This is a genomic window from Bacillus cereus group sp. MYBK15-3, from assembly GCF_051916765.1.
GTDB classification, from domain to species: domain Bacteria; phylum Bacillota; class Bacilli; order Bacillales; family Bacillaceae_G; genus Bacillus_A; species Bacillus_A cereus.
Genome location: NZ_JBQAHG010000001.1, coordinates 1,167,742 through 1,188,978 on the forward strand (window position 1 = coordinate 1,167,742; position 21,237 = coordinate 1,188,978).

The following is a 21,237-nucleotide window of genomic DNA, read 5'->3' on the forward strand; positions in this document are numbered from 1 at the left end:
CGTTGTTCCTCCCTTACTGTCCGTTTAACCATTTTTTAATTACTTTTGCAGTTCCTTCTACATGTTCTTTCGTAGCATCCTGCACTTGTTCATCTAACGTTGGTTCTTTCGGTTCTTCTGGTTCAGGTTTTGGCTCTGGCACTATTTTTTCTTCAGGAATTTCCAAGATACTTTCATTACTTGCAGCAATTTCCTCTTCTGCTAAGTATTCTTCATATTCCTCTTCTTCTTTCTTTCTCTTACGTCTTGCTAATAAGAACCACACTAGGCCACCAATCGCTAATAAGCCAGCTGTAATTCCACCGAATAACCACCAGTTCATACCACTTTTTTCTGGTTCTTTCTCTTTTTCGGCTTTCGGCTGATCGAACTGAACAGTTACAACGTTAACTTGACCATTTATAAAGTTACCGTTCGGATCAGCTTGAAGTCCTGCCGCTGTTCCGATCGCTTCTTTAAAAGTTGTCATATCAATTCTACGTTTTACTAGCGTATCATTATCTACCCATACAACAACATTTGTTTTCGTTAATTCTGGGTGTTTCTTAATTGTTTCAACTGTTTTATCTATTTCATAGTTTTCGATTTTGTTACCATTTTTATTATCATAGACAACTTTACCATTTTGATTATTGTTCGTACCGTAGTTTGGCACTTCACCGTTCGCTGTAATACCAGCACCTTGCTTCGTATCTGCCCCTTCTTGCGCAGTAGAGCTTTCCTCTTGCTCTTGTTTACTACGAAGTACACCTTTATCACCATACTTCTCTGACTGACGTGTAACTTCATCGTAGTTTACAGATACTTTCGTATTCACTTTATATTCATTCGGTTTAAACATCGTCATTAACGTTGCATCAATATCTTGCTTTAATTTACCTTCAAGTTGGTGCTGCATCTCTACTTCTTTCTCATAAGAAGAGGAACTACTAGAATGTGCTTCATCTGCTCCTTTTGAGATAACACCTTTTTTACTATCAATAACACTTACTTCTTCTGCCTTCACACCAGGAACTGCTGCACTAATCATTTGCTGTATACCTGCAACTTGATCAGCTGTTAACAATTGGCCACGTTTCACTCCAACCGTAATCGCCGCTGTTCCTTTTGCTTTTTCTTCATCAAAAATTGTCTCTTTTTCAGGCAATGTAATTTGAACATTTGCCGTTTCAACTGTCGCAAAGTTTCTTACAATATCTTGCTCCAATTGCTTCTTCGTACCGACAATTTGCTTCATTTTTTTATCTTGTTCACTTGAACCGAGAGAGCTTTCTAATAAAATTTCTTCACCGCTTTTCGAATTAAACGGTAAGCCCATCCCATTCATTTCTTTTCGAACCCATGGAGCATCATTCTTTTGCACACGAATCGAACCATCGGCCGCTAATTGATAATCGACACCTAACTTCGATAATTCTGCTGTAATCTCTTGTTTATCTGTATCATTTAAATTTTGATATACAACAACATATTTATCTGGCAAGGTGAAGTATAAAAGTGCTCCTGTTACAATCGCTAAAAGCGCAGCACCAATTACTAACTTATGCCACGTTTTTAACGATTGGATAACATTTTTCATCTTTTCCATTTAAACACACCCGTCCACTTTCCTAAATTTGCATATTAATTAGTGACTTATAATTTTCAATAAGATTATCACGTACGAGAGCAGCTGTTTTCATTTGAGACTCAGCTTTCTTTTGCTGAATTAAAACGTCATGTGTTTCTCCTACCCCTTTAGTTAGTAAATCATATACTGCTGTTTGCGCATTGTTTTGCGTTTGATTCATATCTTCCAATAAATCAATAAACTTTTTCCCCTCAACTACAGATGTTTGAGAAGTTTTCGGTGCACCAATTGACTGAATTGCTCCAAATGGTTGTGTATGTAACATTGGTTGAATTTTCATATTACTATCTTCCCCCTTATCCTCGGCCGATTTCTAAATCTTTATCAAGCATTTTTTTATTCGCATTTAATACACTCGTATTCGCTTCATACATTTTTTGAGCAACCATTACATTCGTCATTTCAGCAGTTACATCAATATTGGGATAACGTACATATCCTTCTTCATTTGCGTGCGGATGCGTCGGATCATACACTAAATTTTCCGTTTTGTCTGCTTCAATACTTTTTATTTTTACTCCGTTAGTAGGAGCCCCATCTAGCATACTTGCAAAACTATTGTTTGATTCTAGCACCACACTACGACGCTCATATAAATCTGCCCCCGGAGCCGCCGTCGTATTTGCATTTACAATATTGTTAGAAGTAACTTCCATCCACTTTCTCGCTGTCGTTAGTCCTGAGCCACTTGCATTAATTGCCTGAAACATCCGTTGTCTCTCCTTCTACTTTTAACGTCCGCGTGCCGCTTGGTTAATTGCATATTGTGTATTAATTGCGTTAACTGAAATACCGTATAACTGATTTGCTTTCATTAAATCTAGCATTTCTGTCGTTACATCCACACTATTTCCGTCTTTATTCGTTTGCATTGATTTTGTTTGAATCTTTGCATATGTATTTTTCGTATTTACTGTCGGTAAGTGCATTTCATTCGTTTGATATAAATCTGGATTGCTCTTTAAATCAGCCGCATTATTTTTATATAAGGCACTACTTTTATTCATCTGCTCAGCAAATGTTACATCTTGTGCTTTATAGCCAGGTGTATTCGCATTTGCAATATTACTAGAAACAGTATTTCGTTTCGTCACTAAATAATTCATATAATGGCTTACATCACTCACTAAATCTGGCATATTCCACACCCTTCCTTTTCTAACGTAATGATCCACTGATAGAAGTTTCACTTCATTATTTATTTTCTTATATGCGTTTATTAAAATATTTACTATTATGTACCCTTACATATTTTATTCCATTTTTTCATTGTTGTCTTTAGAAAAATACAAAAATATAAAAAAGAATGCAAAAAACTGTATACACATAGTAATCTATAGAACATTTCAATATATAAACTATAAACTAAATTCCATTTTTCTATTATTTGGATTACTATTATTTTTTCATCACAGTCATAAAATGAAACCTCAATCAGCGGAGTTCTTTATGTAAACGAAGGAATAGACCCCCTTTTAAAAGGGGAATCTGTTTCCAAACGTTATTATTAATATTTACCGTAAAATGAATTAGCCTTCATTCGCCCATCATTTGTCATAATCATTTCTTCCAAAATCTTTTGCTTATCCCGAATATGCTGAGCTGCCTTAATAATGAACGGGCTTACTTCTGCTGCAACTTGCGCACGCGTTTCTTCATCCAATGTCACCATCCAGCGATTTAACATCTCACTCTTTTCAGCAAACTCTCTGTCTGACACTTGCAATTCACCGATTTCATTAAAACAGCTGACAAACGTCCGATAAATATCATTGTTCATTTTCAAGTGCTCCGCGGTAACCGTCTATTAAATCTTGTAACACTTTCACAATTGCATCAATATCTTTCGCTTCACGCGTTACTTTCATCGTTTGAATTTGAATGCTAATCCAATCATATAAACCATAGAGACTATCATATAAATCTTTCGTAATTTCAGGATTTAATTGAAGCTTTAGCTCTTCAAAAATACGTTCTAATTTTTCAAGAAGTGCGTCCCCTTCTTGAAGTTTAAAAGTATGTAAAAGTTCTTCTAAATTACGAAACTCTACAATACATCTTTCATAAATAAAAATTGTATTTTTAATCGGATTACTCGTCATAATATCATTTTGCATATAACGTTGCCATGCTTGCATACGATCACTTCCTCAACTTTCATTAATCATCACTTTTTTGTTTTGTCATTGCTTTAATTGTTTTTAGTTGGCTATCAAGCGCCGCCAATGTACTCTCTAGCTTTTGATACTTCTTCACGATTTCATCTTGCTTTTGCAAGTTTTGCGTCTCAATATCTTTAATCTTTTTATCTAAATCACTTACACGTGAGTCAATGTTTTTAACTCTCTCGCCGACTACACCTTTATCACCGAATAGTTTATCAAGCGGTTCTTCCATCATTTTTCCTAAACCGTTAGAACTAAAGAAAAATTGCTTCGCTGCATCGGGTTTTTCTTTTAATGCTTGTGTTAATTTTTCATCATTAACTTCCATCGTTCCATCTTGCTTTAATTGAATACCAAATGTGAATAAATAATTACCATCTTGAGAAAATGTTACGACATTGTTCATTGCCTGACGTACACTTTGCATAATAGCTTGACCTTGGAAAGCTCCACCTTTTCCAGCAAAGATATCTACTGTAGAAACAGCTTTATTATAATCAGCTACCATTTTTTTAATAACATTCGATGCATCTGTTACGTTTGAGTCATTTACTGTAAATTTTAGATCTATACCTTTTGCTTTTGGATCTGTTGTTGTACCAGCATCTGGCGCTCCTTCTACTTTCGGCTCAGTTACCTTTAACAACTCAATTTTCACACCAGGAAGAGCTTCAATTGTATTAGTAGAACCTTCCCCTTTGATACCATTAATAGTATACATAGCATTTTGTGCTTCATTGATTGTATTGAGCGCTGTGCCATCCGCCTTAGCTAAACCCATATCTTGAAATAGTGTAGATGTGTTCGCCTCAAACTTAATCTGTCCATCTGTTCCCTCTTTTTTCGAGGTCATGAAAATTTTATTTCCAAGTGTATAAGCTGATACGCCATAATCTCCATCATTAATCTTATTAATTAAATCTTTATATGTCATATCAGTTGTTACTTTTAGTTCTTTACCACCTAGTTTTAATGTTTCATCTTTAGGAAGCTTTGCATTTATATCTTTAATTTCATTTGAAGCTATTTGATGACGCTGTGCAAGCTGTGTAATCGTCATATTAAAAGTTCCTGCAATCGCACCACCATCAGCTTTTACATTAATATAACCGTCTTGTGTTGTCGTTACTTTTTTCTCATTTCCTTTAAAAGCCGCTAAGTTTTTAAAAGTTTGTGTAAAAGAACTAAATTCTGATTTTAAACTTGTATATAGTAGTTTATCATTTGTAAGGTCATTCTTTTCTTTCGTATATGGTGTTTTCCTCATATCTAAAGCATTCATTTCTAATTCGACGAAGTTAGAAGTATCGATCATATTATTTCCGAGGTTCCAAATTTGTTGTCTACCACCAATACCTGTCATCGTTGTTCCTGCCATTTTTCTCACTCCTTATAGATTACATGTAGTCTAAAATACTCGTTTTACTCATCGTACTAACCGCTTTAAGCGTCGCTTCATATGTTGCATTTATATATGCCAAGTCAGAAATTGCGACCGCTAAATCAACATCCTCAATTTCTTTACGGTTTTCTTGAAGCGCTAAGTTTTGCTCACTTAAAATTGTTTTAAACGTCTCCATTGTGTTCATTGTTGAACCAACTTCAGTCGTACGGTTAATGATGCCATCTAAGTTTTTCTTGTTTTCTCCTAATAACGGTTGTAACGCTTTTTGGTCACCTTTTTGCATCGCTTCGCTCATCTGTTTTAACGTTTTTATAACCGGTGATAATAATGCTTCTCCGTTACGAAATGCCTTTAATTCATAACCATCATTTAATTGCCAGTTCACATCATTTTGTCCACCCTGGTACGTACCATCTTCTGTAAATGGTGACTTTTCTGCACTATCACCACCGAAAATATAACGACCTTGCTCTTTCGTATTCGCTAAATATACAACTTGTTTTAAAATTTGATCAATCTCTGCACCGATGGCTTTCAATTCTTTTTCACCATTTGGCTCATTTAATGCCTGTACCGTTAATTGATCTGCTCTCGTTAAAGATTTAAAAATACCTTGTAAAGTATTTTCAGTTTGTGTTAATACATTTTTTGAGTCAGCTAAATCTTTTTGCATTTGTTCAATATTCGCCAATGAATGTTGAATCGCAAATGATTTACTCGCTGCAAGTGGATCTTCACTCATAAGAAGATTTTTCTTCCCTGAAGTTACTTGGTTTCTATGGTATTGTTGTTGCACATTCAAATCCATTAACTGATTCTTTGCCCAGTTTGCATTTTGAAATGTAGATACTCTCATTTCTATCTCCTCCTTATATATTTCCAATCAATTATTATCACTTATCGAATAATCGAAAATAGACTATCAAACACTTCATTCATCGTAGTAATAGCTTTAGAGTTTGCGACGAAATATTTTTGGAAGGCCATTAAATTTACCATTTCCTCTTCCATATTTACACCTTCAACGCTCATTTTTTCTTGCTGAATACCTTCTAGTAAATCGCCATGAATTTTTTGATAACCATTTACTGCACTTTTATCAGATGCAACACGAACTATAAATTGGTCTAATGCTTGTTTATAAGAAAGACCTTCTTTATAATCTCCATCTGTAACTGCTGCTAGTTTATTTGCTGTTTCAGCAGACATTTTCATTTTCGAAACATCTTTTTGGAATTCTGGATTTAACTTCATATCTTTTGCATAATCTCCAACGAAGAAATCTTTTCCCATCACTGTATTCACTTGATTTTTCACTGAACTCATTAAGTCTTCGAGATTTTTTTTATAATCAACAATCTTTGCTTTCGTATCAATCGCTGATTTTATCGCTCCGCTAGTTACAGAGATTTCTGAACCGTAAATCTCAACTGACATTGGGTCTTTTTCTTTATTTAATTGAAGTGGATATGTATCTTGTCCATTTACTGTTAAAATACCATTCATTCTAACACTCGCGATATTAGGATTCATAGATTCATAAGATACTTCTATGTTTGCATACTTAGACATCTCTGTAACGATGCGATCTCGTTCGTCTAAAAGTTGATTCGGCACTTGTGTACCCGCTTGTCCAATTTTATGATTCGCTTCTGCTAAACTAGCAGCAAGACGATTAAATTCATTAACATGCGCTTCAATATCTTCTGCTGTCTGTGCTTCCACTGTATCTAAGTTTTTCGCAAGACGATTCACTTGACTTGTGAACTTCCCAGTTTCAGAAATTAATGTATCATAGTAGTTTGGTTGCTCTGGATTTTTTGCTACTTCACGAAAGGCATTAAAGAAACCGTCCATTAAACTAGATAATGAATTCTTCCCTGTCGTTCCAACCATAGACTCTACACGTGATAAAGTTGAATTCATGTAGTTATAGTAAGAGAGCTGAGATAATTGATCATTAAACTGCTTCGTCTTTACCTCATCAGTAATACGGTCAACACCTAGCGTTTGTACACCGTAACCAATTCTCTGTTCTGGCGTATGACCATTGCTTGCTCCAACAGATCCGTAATTCACCATTTGACGCACATAACCCGGTGTATGAATGTTAGACAAGTTTTGTTTCGTTGTTTGTAACCCCATTTGAGCCGCTAACATGCCCGATAGCGGTGTATTATAATCAGATAATCTCATAAAGCTTCACTTCTCCTTTACAATAGTTCGTTCATAAAGATTTGCGAATTATTGTTTCGCTCTAAGTTATATTCAGAAACAGAATCCACAATACTTTCTGTAGTTTTTAATAGTACGTTTAAGTAATATTGATTTTTCAAAAGAAGCATTTTTACATTCTCTTCTAATTCAGTTACGTTTTTTTGTAATTCTTCCATTTTTTCAATTTCTTCTTGAGAAAAATACGAAAATAACGCACTTACACGAAACGCTTCAACTCCTTGTTCTTTACAGAACTGAACAACCATTTCTTCTAATGAGCTTGATAACCCTTTTAAACCATCAATGTACTGCAATTGCTCTACTTGCAATTTTTGAACTGCATTTACATTTTTATTTTTTAAATTCTCATATATTTGCTCTCCAAGCGCTTGAATATTTTCATACGCTTTTTGAATAATAACGAGTTTTTCATATAATTGTATGTACATATAGCTTCCTTCCTTTTACAAGACTAAATTCACAATTAAACCATGGATTTCTCCAATTTGATTTAACATTTCTAAATGTCCTGTTTTCGTATTAATTAAATTCATAACATCTTCTAATTCATTCAATCCCATTTCTGCCTGTTTCACAATCGTCATTTTCTGTGAATATCCGTAACGCGGGTGACGAGACATGACATCTTTATACTGCAATACATTATCCACGTAAAAATTCAAAAATGATTTTACTGTATTTTTGTATTCCATTACATTATCAAGCGTTAATTCCATTTCAATTTTCTCTTTAATTTCTCCAATATTATCGACAAAAGCTTCCATTTGTTCTAGTAATTTATCTTTTTTCGGATCTGCATGCAAATTATCCGAAAATGCAAGTCCTGTTCTGACATTTGCTTCTTTCGGCATTTGAGTAGCAGGCGGTATATGCGATAAAATTGGATTATGCGAGATAGAACGTAGCATATATATCACCTATTTATTTTTTTATTTCTTCCTAAACTTAATCGTAAAATCCAGTTATTTATAATTATACTCTGAACAGTAATATTTTGCAGTTATTTTTTATAAAAGATATGTTACAATTTAGCATGAGGTGGCACAATTCTATGAATATTTTCCTTTGTGGTTCAAATCAATTAACAGCATTAGATCAAGAAGAAATTAAAAAATTTTTAACTGACTATGCTCACAAACATAAAATTTACATATTATGTTATAAATCTATTGAAAATGAGGTTCTTCGTTTTTTCGTTGAGAATGAAAGACTCGCTCAAAATTTATGCCTTTACACGCTGCAACCATTACAAGCAATAACAGATGAATTTCAAGAAGTCGTTGATTACTTAAAAAAACACGGAGCCGAATATGTTGCTTTTGATCATCCTTCTGACTCCATTTACCGATCAAATTATATGTTTTTTGTTAAACAAATTATTGAAGACACTGATTTAGTTCTCTGTTTTTATAACGGGGACAAACATACATCTGTCATCCCTGTCGATGTTGCAAAAGAAGCAGGTATTGATGCTGTCATTTATGATTTACCAGGATTACATGAAAAGCAAATGAAAAAAAGCTTTGAACAAAAAATTCGTATGATGTAAAGGGGGAGGCACAATATCATTATTGTGCCCATTGTAAATATGATAATTGAACAAGATTATGATCATTTTATCGCGAGTTTTAAACAACAATTCAATATGGACATCGCTTCATATAAACAAGATAGAATGCGCCGTAGAATCGATGCTTTCATTTCGAGAAAAGGCTTCGAAAACTACACTAATTTTTTAAACAAATTACGCGCTGATCAAAATTTATTTTTAAATTTTATTGACTATATTACAATTAACGTTTCAGAGTTTTTTAGAAATAAAGAACGATGGCAAACTTTAGAGTCGAAAGCACTACCAAAATTACTCGAACAAAATAGCGGAAAATTAAAGGTATGGAGTGCCGCTTGCGCTGCTGGTGAAGAACCATATACACTCTCTTTAATTTTATCAAAGCATCTAGCTCCATTTCGTTTTGAAATTCAAGCAACAGATCTTGATTTCCATATTTTAGAAACCGCAAAACGCGCTCAATATACAGAACGTTCGTTAAAGGAATTACCTACTGATTTGAAAGAACGTCATTTCACAAAAGAGAATGATCTATATTCATTGCATCAAAACATTAAACAAAACGTCTCGTTTAAACAACACGACCTTTTAATGCAGTCATTCGATACAAATTATGATTTGATTATTTGTCGTAATGTAATGATATATTTCACAGAAGAAGCAAGAGTAAAACTTTACGAAAAATTTAGTCGTTCTTTACGAAAAGGCGGTGTACTATTTGTTGGTAGTACGGAACAAATTTTAACACCTGAACGTTACAATCTTCAGCGATTTGATACATTCTTCTACGAAAAAATATAAAAGAGGTCGTCACAATGGAGTGACGACCTTTTTACATAACTCGAATTAAAATAATACCGACAATCCATATGAAGAGAAAAACAAACGTCATAGACCATTTATGTTCTTGCATCGTTTGTTTCAATGCCTGTGATAATTGTGTCATGTTCATTTCCGCAAGCGCTCTCCATACACTTACATCCCGATCTTTAGCAATGCGGTCTGTAACGCTAATTAAAATCGTTTCGTTAGACAATTTCGTTATATAAGCAGTAATAACCGTTACCATCAAATTTATATTTCCTTCTGAAGAATCACTTTCCACTCTAGAGATGAGTGCACTTACATCTAGTAAAGGAATATGTACTTTTCTACCAAATGATAGTTGCACTTCAGCGAAATCATATGTTCCATCTAACAAAGGAAGTTCTTTTATATGCGCCTGCTTAACAAGTCCTTGCAGGCTTCTAATTACTTGTTCAAACACTTTTTCTGATTGCTTTCCTTCTTCAGATAACGTATGTAACTTTTTAAAAAGTTGTAACACTGTATCCATCTCTTTAGAAAGCATTTCCTTCATAATCTTTCCATCACTTAAACTTGCAAGTAAAATACCTATCTCATTATTTTTCGAAATAATTTTAGACTGTCCAGTAAACACTAAATTGCTACGCTTTCGTTCTTTCTGGATTTCATGTTCCGAAATAGCTGCAGGCTGTTTTAATGGTTGTAGCGTCTTATCTTCAATTGTCGTACGTTTAATCTCCATTTAAGCGCCTCCACTACTATGAAATAATTAGCCCCATTCTTTATTACTCTTTAAAACTAAAAACAGTACGAACAAACCTGACATGATAGTAAATACATCCGAAGCTTGTACTCCCTGTTCACCTTTTTCTTCTTCCTTGTCTTTCGTTTCTTCTTTTTGTTCTTTCTTTTTAGAGACAACTTGTTTGTTATTTTTCTCTTTTTGGTCCTTCGCCTTATGTACTTCCTTGTTGTCTTCGAACGGCTCTTTTATAACGTAAGTAAATTTCTCTTTCTCTTTCAACGGTTCTTTTATAAACTTATTTACTTTCTCATCTTGCTTCGGAATTTGAACAACCGGCAATTTTTCTTCTAGAAGCGGGTTTTTGACTTTCAAATCTTCTTGCTTCTCATTTTCTTTCTTATCTTCTAATTCATTTTCTAGTTTATTATCTAATTTCTCTTCTTTCTCTTTCTCTTTCTCTTCTATCTTTTTATCATCTTCGTTTTTTGGCGCCAAAACAGAAATGGTATATTCACTTTCTTCAACAAGTTTATTACCTGCTGCATCTATTATCTCTACAAGTAATTCGTATGGCCCAGCCGGCAATGCTTCTGTTATTTCAAATACTTTTTGCCAATCCATATCATGCTTGTTGTAGTCTAATAAAAACGAAAGCTCTTTATTTTCTTTCCCTTTTAATGTAACGCGCACTTCTTTTACAACCGATTCTATATCTGACGCTTTTACTCGTATATGTATAGAATCTCCCTGTTTTCGTTCAACTAAGTTCTCTTTTACTTCATCAATAGTAACTTTCTGTAACTTTGGCAATTCTTTATCTATAGTTGGCGTTTCATTTTTAATACGAATGAGCGGGACTTTCACTTCATTTTTTACGATTTCTTCTTTCTCATTCTCTTTGTAACTTTGAACGAGCTGAAGATTCCAATCACCTTGCAAATCAAAATTCCCTGCTTTATAGTTAGCAACCCAGCTCTTCGTTTCTTCATCATACTCAAAAGATAGTATTCTTTCTTGCGCATATTGCTCGCCATTTTTTTGTAACTGCAATATACCTTTCATACTTTGAATGTTTTTCCCATTTGGTTCTACAGCAATTCGCACTTCTTCGCCAACTTTAAGCTCCGGCTTATTTACTGTAATAATTCCCTGTTCCGTTTCTATCTTTCTTTCATTCAATTGTTTATTTGCTACTTCTTGTTGCTCTGCTTCTTTTTGTTTCTCTTCATCTTGCTTCGTTTCCACTTGTTCTGACGATTCTTGAGATTCCTTATTTTCTTCTTGTACATTCACTTCATTTATTTTTTGATCTGACTCAATTTGTTCCTCAGCCTGACTTTGCAAGGGGAAGAACAAGCACACATGTATGCATAGCCAACTCATTAGAAAAAACTTTACGTTTTTCATCTACTAGTTCAAACTCCTATTTCAATGCCTTATAGTGATTTCGACACTTTTACTCCAAAAAATCCATCTACATTTACAAGTTCACCATACGCCACTAATACATCATTTACATAAATACGAATCGGTTCATCAATATCCTCATCTAGTACAACTGCTTCATTTTCTTGTAAACTTAATATATCTTGAATCGTTTTCACTGTACTTCCAAATACAAATTTCACGTTCATTTCTACATTTTGTAGAATGGACGTGTCCATATATACTGGTTCCATTTGTTTTACTTCTTTAAATTCAATAGGTTGCACAACTGGTTCTACAATTTTTTCTTCTTCAATTTCTTCTGTGGCAATCTCTTCTTCTTCCACCATCGGATACAGAAGTCGCCTTACCATTTCTTTTGCTTCGGAAATTGGCAAAATTTGATACATCTTCGATTGAAGCAAATCGCCAATTTCAAGATTGAACGTAATTTGAACGAGTTCGTCCACTTCCATTGACTCTCCCAAATATTCCATTTCTTCTTTTAACGTTACAAATTTAACATTTGGCGGCGTCATGTCCATTTTTTCTTGAAACATTTCTGACATCGCCGTAGCAGCATGACCCATCATTTGGTTCATAATTTCTTTAATACCGCTCAGTTCTAATTCAGTAAGCTCTTTTTCTGGATCAACTTCCCCTGTTCCCATCATCATTAAATCTACCATTGTTAAGGCAACATCTTTCGTAAATACGAATACATTCTCATTCTTTAGCCCTTCAACAAAGTCGACATTTAAAATAACAAATGGTACTGGTACTCCATCATAATGACGAACATTGATTGCTTCCACATTTGGTGTACTAATTGTAACTGGCTGATTTAAAAGCGTTGATAATACTGTTGAAGCGGAACCAATTGAAATATTTGCAATTTCACCAAGAACATCTTTCTCTTCTTGTGTTAAATGCTCTTTTTCAACTTGTTCTTCTACAATCTCAGTTTCCACTACTTCTGCTGGTTCGTCTGTTTCTTCTACTCCACCAGATAATTGCATTAATTTATTTACCATTTGTTTCGCATGCTCAACTGAAACAATTTGTACAAGTTTAGAGTTTACAAGATTATCTATCTTTAAATCAAACGATACTTTAACAATCGTATGATTCCCATCGATTTCAGAGATTTTCTCCATTTCTTCTGATAACTTTACAACTTTAATCGTCGGCGGAGACATATCTACTGTATCTTGGAAGAATTCCGACATAGATGTAGCTGCGAATCCCATCATTTGATTCATCGCTTCTTGTACAGCACTTAGCTCTAATTCACCAAGTTCTTTTCCGTCCTCCACTTCACCTGTTCCCATCATCATTAAATCAGCAATGGACAATGCAACATCTTGCTTAAGGACAAGGAGGTTTTCCATATCTAATCCTTTGGTAAAATGAATGTTTAATACAACATGCGGAACTTCGACATCTCTTGAATCATATAAATCTACCAACTCTATACGAGGAGCAGTAATGCTTACTTGCCTATTTAAAATTGTTGATAATACAGTCGAAGCTGAACCAAATGATATATTTGCAATTTCGCCAAGAATATCGCATTCTTGGGGCGTTAAATGCTCATTTTCTTTTTCTAGCACAATCGTGCTCGTATCCCCTTTTGTGTGTTGCTCAGGCATTTTCCCTGCCTCCTCATTTCTGTTTTTCTATCAAATAATATAAACTCTTATTTTATTTTAGCAAACTCATTAGTATAAAACGTTACTATGTATCCATTATTAGATTCGTAACGATTAGCCAAAAAGCTCCCCAATTGTATACAAGTGGGGAGCTTTCCTTCATTCCTATTATAAACCTTCTGGGTTTAAAATGAGGACCACTCGTCCATCACCGAGAATCGTCGCACCAGAGAAATAGTTAGAACTCTCTGCAAAGAAGTCACCTAATGACTTTAAGACTATTTCTCTTTGACCGATAATTGTGTTTACAATAAGTCCATAGCTGCGATGTGTGTTACGAACAATTAACACAGGAACCATTTGACCATCATATGACGCAAACGCCTCATCTACTGTTTTTTCACCAAATACAGTACTTAAATGTTTCACTTCAATAATTTGATTACGATAATTTAATACATCTTTTCCTTGTAAGGATTGGATGTCTTCTCTCTTAATTCGAATTGCTTCAACGATATTTCCAAGAGGTAAAGCATAACGCTTATCATTCGTTTGAACAAGCATAGATTGAATAATAGATAACGTTAATGGAAGTTCAATTCTAAATGTACTTCCCTTTCCTTCCTCAGAATCAATAATTAAATGTCCACCTAAACTATGAATCGTATGTTTTACAACATCTAATCCGACACCGCGTCCTGAAAGATCTGATACAACTTCAGCTGTACTAAATCCCGGTTGGAAAATAAGATCAAACACTTCACGATCTGTTAATCTATTCGCATCTGCTTCAGTTACAACGCCATTTTTAATCGCTTTTTCTAATACTTTCCCTTTATTAATACCGTTTCCATCATCCGTAATTTGAATAACGACATGATTTCCACTATGAAAGGCTTCTAATTTAATCGTACCTGTCTCATTTTTACCTGCATCACGTCGTTTTTCAACAGTTTCAATACCGTGATCGATTGCATTTCGAATTAAATGAACGAGCGGATCACCGATTTCATCAATAACAATTTTATCTACTTCAGTATCTTCACCTGTAATTTGTAAATCGATTTTTTTCCCTAAATCTTTCGCTAACATACGTACCATACGCGGGAAACGATTGAACACAGTTTCAATCGGCACCATACGCATATTTAATAGTACATTTTGAATATCTTTTGAAATATCGCCTAATCGATTTAAATGTTCAATTAGCTCCTTGTTTTGAATCGTTTGAGCCAATTCATCAATGCGCCCACGTTCAATTACACTTTCTTCAAACATATTCATTAATCTTTCGATTTTCTCTAATTGAACACGAATTGAACGATTCTCCACTTTAGCATTTTTCGTTTTTGTAGTACTTTTAGCTGGCATAGCAATTGAAGGTTGATTCGTTGCCTCTATCGGTGATTTTACTTGCGTAACCACAGCAGGTTGTAGCTTTTCTTCTACTTGCACAACTTCTTGTGTAACGACTTTTTTAGAAGCTACTTCCTTCGATATAGGTTCTCCTTGCTTTACTTCCACTTTCTCAATTTCAGAAACATGAAGTACTACTTGTTTCAATTCTTCTATACTACAATCAGTATCCATAAATACTGTAAATTCAAATCCGAAAGCATCTGCTTCAATTTCTTCAATACTCGGAGCTGTTTTTTGTATATTCCCTACATTTTGCAATGCTTCAATACACATAATAGCACGTACCGCTTTTAAAATTGCTTGCTGTTCAACTGTTATATGCACTTCATGCGAAACTCCATCATCGGTGTCTATATGATTTTGCTCTATATGTTCCGTAGGAGTTTCTACATTGCCGTTCAATAATGCTTCTAATTTCTGTTTAGTTGAGGCTACATCAATATTGCCCATTCCACCTTGTTGCACATCTGCAACCATCTTCTCCAAATTATCAATGCACTCAAAAATCACATCAATAATATCCGCATTTACAACTATATTTCCATGACGAATTTCATCTAACACATTTTCCATCTTATGCGTTAAATCAGCCATTTCCGTAAATTCCATGCTCGCAGACATACCTTTGAATGTATGAGCGGATCGGAATATTTCTCCTACAACATCCATATCAGCAGGATTTTGTTCTAACACTAGCACATTTTCATTTAGCGACTGTAAATGTTCTTCTGACTCTTCGAAAAATATATTTAATAGATCTGTTTGCATTTTTATCCCCTACCTGTCTAACAAACATTTCATTTATGTATAACAATTTAGTGTTTTACAATGAGAAAAAAGGGGGCCACACGTCGATCCGCTATCACTGTTTTGATTCCTTGTGGCACCCCTTCTATATTAACTATTTGCTACTTTTGTTAAAGCTTCAATTACACGATCCGCTTGGAATGGCTTTACAATAAAGTCTTTTGCCCCGCCCTTAATTGCATCTAATACCATACCTTGTTGTCCCATTGCAGAACAAATAACAACCTTTGCACTTGAATCAATTTTAATAATTTCTTTTAATGCTTCAAGCCCGTCCATTTCTGGCATAGTAATATCTAATGTTACAATATCAGGTTGAAGTTCTTTATACTTTTGAATTGCTTCTACACCATTCTCTGCTTCGCCAATAACTTCAAATTCAGCATTACTTTTTAATAAGTTTTTAATCATCGTTCGCATAAACATCGCATCGTCTACTACTAAAATTTTATGTGCCATTCTTTTTAATTCTCTCCTTCTATGTATAAATATATCTTAATATTTCACCTTATCATTCTCACTCATTATACAAAATAAAATGATAAAATTTAATATTTTTTTAAAAGAATTTTCGTGTTTTTATTATTTTATTATTAAAATAATAATATACTACTCTTTTATATAAATAACAACGCGACGGTTTTTTTCCCAGTTTTGCGGTGAATCATTTGGTACAATTGGCTTTGTGTCTGCATATCCTACCGCAGCTAGCCTTTTATCGTCCACATTATACACTTCAATTAAATGGTGAATCATATTTGCCGCTCGTGCTGAAGATAACTCCCAATTAGAAGGGAATTTCTCGTTATGAATAGGTCTACTATCTGTATGTCCCTCTACAACAATTGGGTTAGGTACGGATTGAAAAAATCCAACTAATTGACTTATTATCCCTTTCGCTTCGGGCTTAACGTTCGCATCGCCTGTATCAAATATTAAATTATCTACTATAACGACGCTTACCCCTGTATCCTCTCGATATACATTCACTTGACTAATACCATTATTATCTACATATGCTTTTAACTTCTTATATAATTCATCCATTCTCTTTTTTGAAATCATTTTTTCATCATTTTTTTCATGTGAAATATCCGGTATTGTATTTTCCATTACTTTTGCATCTACTTGCCCCGTATCACTAAACTTTTCAAGCATCTTTGACAATTTTACTGCATCTTGCTTTGATGTAGCAACTAGTAATACAAAGAAAGTTAATAATAACATCGTTAAATCTGTAAAAGTCGTCATCCAACGAGGCGATCCCTTTTGCGGTCCTTTACTCATCATACCACTCCTTGAAATATTAGGCTGCTCCTTTTACCTTTTTTACCTTTGTTTCGTATACGTATGTATCCAGTTTCAACTTTAATTTAGAAGGGATTTGTCCACGATACAATTCTGAAATTGCTTCTATTACAAACTTCTTCTCTGTATATAAATCTTCAATACCACGATATACTTTTTCCGCAAGAGGGATTGCAATCATATTCGCAAGTACAGACCCATATAATGTCGTTAACATCGCAACTGCCATCCCTGTACCAATTTGCGATGTATCTTGTAAGTTTTGGAGCATAATGATAAGACCAATTAAAGTCCCTATCATGCCCCAAGCTGGAGCAAAATCACCAATTTTATCTAATAATGCTGCTCCTTTTCTTAACTCATACACTTCCGTTTCAATATCTTTCAATAACACTTCTTTTAATTCATCTTCATCGTAACCGCTTAACATTAATCGAATTCCTTTTTGAATAAAAGGATTGTCTACTTGCTCTCCATCTACCTCTAAAGAAAGCAAGCCGTTCTTTTTAGACTTTTTCGAAAAATCGACAAACAAATCCGTTAACTGTTCTAAATCTTCTTCTCTTCTATGTAAAACAGTAAAAATGCTTTTCGTATATTTTTTTATTTCTCCAAATCGATATGCCACAACAATTGTCGCTGTTGTTCCCCCTATGACAATTAAAATAGATGAAATATCTAAAAAGTTTTTGAAAGCTTTTATTCCACCGCCACCAAGCATAATTGCCGCTATCACTATAATGAAACCTACTATAATGCCCACTGGGCTAGAAATATCAAACTTCCTTTTTCTTCTTTGTGGTCTAGCTAATACTTGATTTTTCTCTCCCATATTTCTGCCCTTTCCTTTCCATTTTTATATAACATTTTTTTATTTTAATAATACGTTTTCACATATAACATGTATTATACGCTTATCATCTGTTTATCGCAATATACTCATAAAATTGACACATTTCATTTCTATATTAGAATTATGGTATGAATAAATGAGGAGGATCACGATGGAACACAACATTTTACAAGTCATTGCATTAGCAGAAAAACTAAAATATGAAATGCGACATAGCTGGCTTTCCAACGGACGTCAAGAAAGTGTTGCCGAACATACATGGCGGATGTCTCTAATGGCCATTTTAGTTGAACCTTATTTGGATCAAAAAGTAAGTATTGAGAAATTACTTAAAATGGTTATTATTCACGACCTAGTCGAAGCCGAAGCTGGTGATATTCCTGCTTTTGATACAATGAATAGTCACGAATTACAGCTACAAAAACAAAAAAATGAACTGGAGGCTATTTTAAATATTAAACAAACGTTAACAGGTTCTCTCGGCGAGGAATTATATGACTTATGGATGGAGTTTGAAGCGAAAGAAACGTACGAAGCAAAAGTTGCTAATGCACTCGATAAACTTGAGGTAAAAATTCAGCATAACGAAGCTGATATTGATACGTGGCTACCAATTGAACATAAAATGACGTTCCAAGTAGCAAAGCATACAAACTTTGATTCTTTCTTATCTAAATTACAAAAAATTATTGAACAAGATGGAGAAAAGAAGTTAATTGCTGCCGGCATTGATGTTGAGGCATGCAAGCAATAATGAAATAAGACACTCAACAAGAGTGTCTTATTTCATTATTGTTGATATAGCCTGCTTATAAATAAGCTGTTGTTTTCCATCCACTAAGATTAAAACTGTAAATTTATCCACTCCAACAACTTCTCCTATTATTCTAACGCCACTCTTTAAGAAAATTGTAACTGTACCTTTTTCTTCTTTTATTTGTTTATACAATTCTTCCTGTAAATGTTCCAATTACTGTCCTCTCCTTTCTGTGAAACATCTTAATATAAAAAACTATAAATTTTTTATTTATGCACTTTGTCTTTTATGTTCATAAACTTATTAATAAGTATATCTAAATCACGACTAAATAACAAAACTTTATCATGATCCAATCCGTGTCTCGCAACAAGTTGAATTAACTCTTTCTTTTTGTTTTCTATTTTATTTTTTAATTGTCCCATCTCCATCTCTATACTAAAACTCCCTTTTCCCATAATATTACTTGTAAAATTATAGTACATATTCTCTCATAAAAAAATAAGAAAATGGTTTTTTTTACAATTTTTTATTTTTTATGCCTAAATTATGAATTACGTAAAGGTTTATTTACAAATCACTAACATGCAATCCTAATGAATCTACAGGCATTTGTCTAATTATAAATGAGACTGGCTCGTTTTCTATGCAAAAAACATACTGTATATAGTAGTCCATGAACCATATAGATTAACTTACTAAAAAGGAGGAAAACATATGAGTTATGGTGGAAGTTGCGCTGGTTTCGGCGGTGGATTTGCTTTGCTTATCGTACTATTCATCCTTCTAATCATCATCGGATGTAGCTGTTGGGGTGGCGGCGGATACGGATATTAATATATCCTATCCTTGAAAAATGAACTAAAAACTATAGAAAAACAGCTCAAATATGAGCTGTTTTTTTTCATACTTTCGTATGAATTTATATCCCTCTTATTTGCGATTTCAACTAGCAACATATTGTTTACTATGGAATAAGAAACATTTTTACTAAGGGGGATTACAATGATTAGAGGTCTTTACGAAGCACATTTACCTGTCCGCAACTTAAAAGTATCAATACCTTTTTATGAATCACTAGGGCTAAAATTATATAAAAGAGGAGATAATGTTCCACTTGATACGACATTACTTCAAACTTACACACACGAAAATATGATAGGTAAAGTTTTTTCATTCCATTATTCCATTTACGGATCTCTTATTCAGTTATCGATGTTTTTTACAGGAGGGCTGTTAGAAATTCTTTCTCCTCAAATGATTGGCTGTTTATTAGCTACATGCTGTATTTTTGTAAGTTTTATATGGCTGTTCTTGTTTTATCGCGGGGATCTCAGTGAATAATTTAATGATAATCAATACATTTTGATCCCATTCATTATTTGTTTCCCCATAATAAAATTGTTTAAAAATACAAGTCAGATTTTTTAGTTAAAGAGCCTTATATGGCAACACTATTTGAGAAAAAACTAGATATTTATGTTAAAATACAAATAAGTTTGTGAAACATTGCACTTAAATAATAGACTTTAACTAGTTAAACTTGATTAAATAGGAGGGTTGTTTTGGGTATCACATTCTTTTTCATATGTATTATATTAGTGGCTTCTATTCTGCAAGCAAGTACAGGTTTTGGCTTTTCCATAATGGCAACCCCTTTCTTACTTATGTTATTTCTACCACAAGAAGCTATACAAATAAACATTATTTTATCTTTAATTATCTCCATTTCACTCATTTGGAAAATAAGAATGGACGTTGATTTTGTTCTACTGAAAAGGTTTATTTTTGGAAGTATAGTTGGTGTTCCTTTTGGCATTTTAATTTTCATTTCCGTTAACATAAACACTTTTAAATTAGCAGTTAGCATCCTACTCTTACTATTAACATTGTTGCTAATATGCAACGTTAAGGTTAGATCAACACAATCTAGAGATTTCATAGTTGGCGGATTATCGGGTCTTTTAACGACAAGTATCGGTATGCCAGGTCCACCCCTGTTACTTTATTTTACAGGAACTAATACTGAAAAAGAGAAGTTAAGAGCAACTACATTAGCTTTTTATCTGTTTATATATTTCATTAGTCTAGTAACTCAAATACTCTTTACTGGCACAAACAAAACCATTTGGGAATCAAGTTTTTATGCCATTCCAATTGTATTTTTAGGTTTGTTTATAGGTCAAATTATTTTTAAATGGCTTAATCAACGGATTTTTAAAATATTTACGTACATTCTTTTAAGTTGTACAGGGGGTTATCTTCTTATTGAAAGTTTGAACTTGTTATAGAAGATGCTTTAGATCGTGCAATAACAGATATGTTCAAACGAAATTATTACTGTATTTTCCGGCGGGGTATTCCATATCAAAACTTAAATAACTTTATTGACAGTTTACAATTAGCAATAATATTTCTTTCATAAGGAAAATATTTCAAATCAAATACTAAATAAA

General features: G+C 33.6%; 26 protein-coding genes. 6 read left to right on the forward strand and 20 right to left on the reverse strand.

The features are described from left to right. Positions 1 to 13 precede the first annotated feature (13 nt). The 11 genes from ACTFR8_RS05945 to ACTFR8_RS05995 all read right to left on the reverse strand — a co-directional run bounded on the left by ACTFR8_RS05945 (position 14) and on the right by ACTFR8_RS05995 (position 8,346). Positions 14 to 1,588, reverse strand: coding sequence for a flagellar M-ring protein FliF C-terminal domain-containing protein (locus ACTFR8_RS05945; protein WP_000413953.1), 1,575 nt, complete (start codon positions 1,586 to 1,588; stop codon positions 14 to 16). A gap of 22 nt (positions 1,589 to 1,610) precedes the next feature. Next, a complete protein-coding gene (fliE, locus tag ACTFR8_RS05950; RefSeq protein WP_000701672.1) occupies positions 1,611 to 1,910 on the reverse strand; it encodes a flagellar hook-basal body complex protein FliE in 300 nt (99 codons plus the stop codon). Between the two features lie 16 nt (positions 1,911 to 1,926). Continuing rightward, positions 1,927 to 2,340, reverse strand: a complete 414-nt coding sequence (flgC, locus tag ACTFR8_RS05955; RefSeq protein ID WP_000484680.1) for a flagellar basal body rod protein FlgC — start codon at positions 2,338 to 2,340, stop codon at positions 1,927 to 1,929. A 21-nt stretch (positions 2,341 to 2,361) separates the two neighbouring features. After that, complete coding sequence (gene flgB, locus ACTFR8_RS05960; protein ID WP_372588481.1) at positions 2,362 to 2,820, reverse strand: flagellar basal body rod protein FlgB; 459 nt, start codon at positions 2,818 to 2,820, stop codon at positions 2,362 to 2,364. A 317-nt stretch (positions 2,821 to 3,137) separates the two neighbouring features. Beyond that, complete coding sequence (locus ACTFR8_RS05965) at positions 3,138 to 3,410, reverse strand: hypothetical protein (protein ID WP_025709200.1); 273 nt, start codon at positions 3,408 to 3,410, stop codon at positions 3,138 to 3,140. Then, on the reverse strand, positions 3,400 to 3,768 hold the full coding sequence (locus ACTFR8_RS05970; RefSeq protein WP_001149516.1) for a flagellar export chaperone FliS: 369 nt from the start codon (positions 3,766 to 3,768) through the stop codon (positions 3,400 to 3,402). Before ACTFR8_RS05970 ends, ACTFR8_RS05965 begins: the two co-directional genes overlap by 11 nt. 22 nt (positions 3,769 to 3,790) lie before the next feature. Beyond that, positions 3,791 to 5,173 carry a flagellar hook-associated protein 2 gene (locus ACTFR8_RS05975; RefSeq protein ID WP_070180002.1) on the reverse strand — a complete coding sequence of 461 codons (1,383 nt, stop codon included), beginning with the start codon at positions 5,171 to 5,173 and terminating at the stop codon, positions 3,791 to 3,793. Between the two features lie 19 nt (positions 5,174 to 5,192). After that, the gene (locus ACTFR8_RS05980; protein ID WP_001266405.1) at positions 5,193 to 6,056 is read right to left on the reverse strand and encodes a flagellar hook-associated protein 3; all 864 of its coding nucleotides are present in this window, start codon (positions 6,054 to 6,056) and stop codon (positions 5,193 to 5,195) included. Positions 6,057 to 6,097: 41 nt separating this feature from the next. After that, positions 6,098 to 7,396 (reverse strand): flagellar hook-associated protein FlgK, encoded by a 1,299-nt coding sequence (flgK, locus tag ACTFR8_RS05985; protein WP_001239714.1) that lies wholly within the window; start codon positions 7,394 to 7,396, stop codon positions 6,098 to 6,100. 17 nt (positions 7,397 to 7,413) lie between these two features. Next, positions 7,414 to 7,866, reverse strand: coding sequence for a hypothetical protein (locus ACTFR8_RS05990; RefSeq protein WP_000275882.1), 453 nt, complete (start codon positions 7,864 to 7,866; stop codon positions 7,414 to 7,416). A 15-nt stretch (positions 7,867 to 7,881) separates the two neighbouring features. Beyond that, entirely contained in the window at positions 7,882 to 8,346 is a 465-nt protein-coding gene (locus ACTFR8_RS05995) for a YaaR family protein (protein WP_000946323.1), read from the reverse strand. Between the two features lie 143 nt (positions 8,347 to 8,489). Between ACTFR8_RS05995 and ACTFR8_RS06000 the strand changes: the two genes are divergently transcribed. Both ACTFR8_RS06000 and ACTFR8_RS06005 read left to right on the forward strand, forming a co-directional pair. Continuing rightward, a complete protein-coding gene (locus ACTFR8_RS06000) occupies positions 8,490 to 8,987 on the forward strand; it encodes a flagellar motor switch protein FliG (RefSeq protein ID WP_252209920.1) in 498 nt (165 codons plus the stop codon). Positions 8,988 to 9,026: 39 nt separating this feature from the next. Beyond that, positions 9,027 to 9,809: a CheR family methyltransferase gene (locus ACTFR8_RS06005; RefSeq protein ID WP_000582873.1), complete on the forward strand. Its 783-nt coding sequence runs from the start codon at positions 9,027 to 9,029 to the stop codon at positions 9,807 to 9,809. Between the two features lie 31 nt (positions 9,810 to 9,840). Here ACTFR8_RS06005 and ACTFR8_RS06010 read toward each other — a convergent pair whose 3' ends face one another. The 7 genes from ACTFR8_RS06010 to ACTFR8_RS06040 all read right to left on the reverse strand — a co-directional run bounded on the left by ACTFR8_RS06010 (position 9,841) and on the right by ACTFR8_RS06040 (position 18,003). Then, positions 9,841 to 10,557 (reverse strand): hypothetical protein, encoded by a 717-nt coding sequence (locus ACTFR8_RS06010; RefSeq protein WP_252209919.1) that lies wholly within the window; start codon positions 10,555 to 10,557, stop codon positions 9,841 to 9,843. A 27-nt stretch (positions 10,558 to 10,584) separates the two neighbouring features. Continuing rightward, positions 10,585 to 11,967 carry a transglycosylase gene (locus ACTFR8_RS06015; RefSeq protein WP_252209918.1) on the reverse strand — a complete coding sequence of 461 codons (1,383 nt, stop codon included), beginning with the start codon at positions 11,965 to 11,967 and terminating at the stop codon, positions 10,585 to 10,587. Positions 11,968 to 11,996: 29 nt separating this feature from the next. Continuing rightward, on the reverse strand, positions 11,997 to 13,637 hold the full coding sequence (locus ACTFR8_RS06020) for a flagellar motor switch protein (RefSeq protein ID WP_098481058.1): 1,641 nt from the start codon (positions 13,635 to 13,637) through the stop codon (positions 11,997 to 11,999). A gap of 168 nt (positions 13,638 to 13,805) precedes the next feature. Next, complete coding sequence (locus ACTFR8_RS06025; RefSeq protein ID WP_098481057.1) at positions 13,806 to 15,824, reverse strand: chemotaxis protein CheA; 2,019 nt, start codon at positions 15,822 to 15,824, stop codon at positions 13,806 to 13,808. A gap of 129 nt (positions 15,825 to 15,953) precedes the next feature. After that, positions 15,954 to 16,322 (reverse strand): response regulator, encoded by a 369-nt coding sequence (locus tag ACTFR8_RS06030; protein ID WP_000940568.1) that lies wholly within the window; start codon positions 16,320 to 16,322, stop codon positions 15,954 to 15,956. A 150-nt stretch (positions 16,323 to 16,472) separates the two neighbouring features. Next, on the reverse strand, positions 16,473 to 17,150 hold the full coding sequence (locus ACTFR8_RS06035; RefSeq protein ID WP_000033627.1) for an OmpA family protein: 678 nt from the start codon (positions 17,148 to 17,150) through the stop codon (positions 16,473 to 16,475). 19 nt (positions 17,151 to 17,169) lie between these two features. Beyond that, complete coding sequence (locus ACTFR8_RS06040) at positions 17,170 to 18,003, reverse strand: flagellar motor protein MotP (RefSeq protein WP_000504185.1); 834 nt, start codon at positions 18,001 to 18,003, stop codon at positions 17,170 to 17,172. A 172-nt stretch (positions 18,004 to 18,175) separates the two neighbouring features. On the opposite strand from ACTFR8_RS06040, the gene ACTFR8_RS06045 reads away from it, so the two are divergent. Next, positions 18,176 to 18,778: an HD domain-containing protein gene (locus ACTFR8_RS06045; protein WP_000400780.1), complete on the forward strand. Its 603-nt coding sequence runs from the start codon at positions 18,176 to 18,178 to the stop codon at positions 18,776 to 18,778. Positions 18,779 to 18,805: 27 nt separating this feature from the next. Here ACTFR8_RS06045 and hfq read toward each other — a convergent pair whose 3' ends face one another. Together hfq and ACTFR8_RS06055 are read right to left on the reverse strand one after the other, a co-directional pair. Beyond that, on the reverse strand, positions 18,806 to 18,994 hold the full coding sequence (gene hfq, locus ACTFR8_RS06050; protein ID WP_000400664.1) for an RNA chaperone Hfq: 189 nt from the start codon (positions 18,992 to 18,994) through the stop codon (positions 18,806 to 18,808). A 53-nt stretch (positions 18,995 to 19,047) separates the two neighbouring features. Continuing rightward, the gene (locus ACTFR8_RS06055; protein WP_000291688.1) at positions 19,048 to 19,266 is read right to left on the reverse strand and encodes an aspartyl-phosphate phosphatase Spo0E family protein; all 219 of its coding nucleotides are present in this window, start codon (positions 19,264 to 19,266) and stop codon (positions 19,048 to 19,050) included. A 232-nt stretch (positions 19,267 to 19,498) separates the two neighbouring features. Between ACTFR8_RS06055 and ACTFR8_RS06060 the strand changes: the two genes are divergently transcribed. The 3 genes from ACTFR8_RS06060 (at position 19,499) to ACTFR8_RS06070 (ending at position 21,072) form a co-directional block, all read left to right on the forward strand. Next, the gene (locus tag ACTFR8_RS06060; protein WP_000120179.1) at positions 19,499 to 19,618 is read left to right on the forward strand and encodes a YjcZ family sporulation protein; all 120 of its coding nucleotides are present in this window, start codon (positions 19,499 to 19,501) and stop codon (positions 19,616 to 19,618) included. A 168-nt stretch (positions 19,619 to 19,786) separates the two neighbouring features. Then, the gene (locus ACTFR8_RS06065; protein ID WP_044584273.1) at positions 19,787 to 20,125 is read left to right on the forward strand and encodes a hypothetical protein; all 339 of its coding nucleotides are present in this window, start codon (positions 19,787 to 19,789) and stop codon (positions 20,123 to 20,125) included. Between the two features lie 221 nt (positions 20,126 to 20,346). Further along, a complete protein-coding gene (locus ACTFR8_RS06070; protein ID WP_000513081.1) occupies positions 20,347 to 21,072 on the forward strand; it encodes a sulfite exporter TauE/SafE family protein in 726 nt (241 codons plus the stop codon). The last annotated feature ends 165 nt before the right edge of the window (positions 21,073 to 21,237 follow it).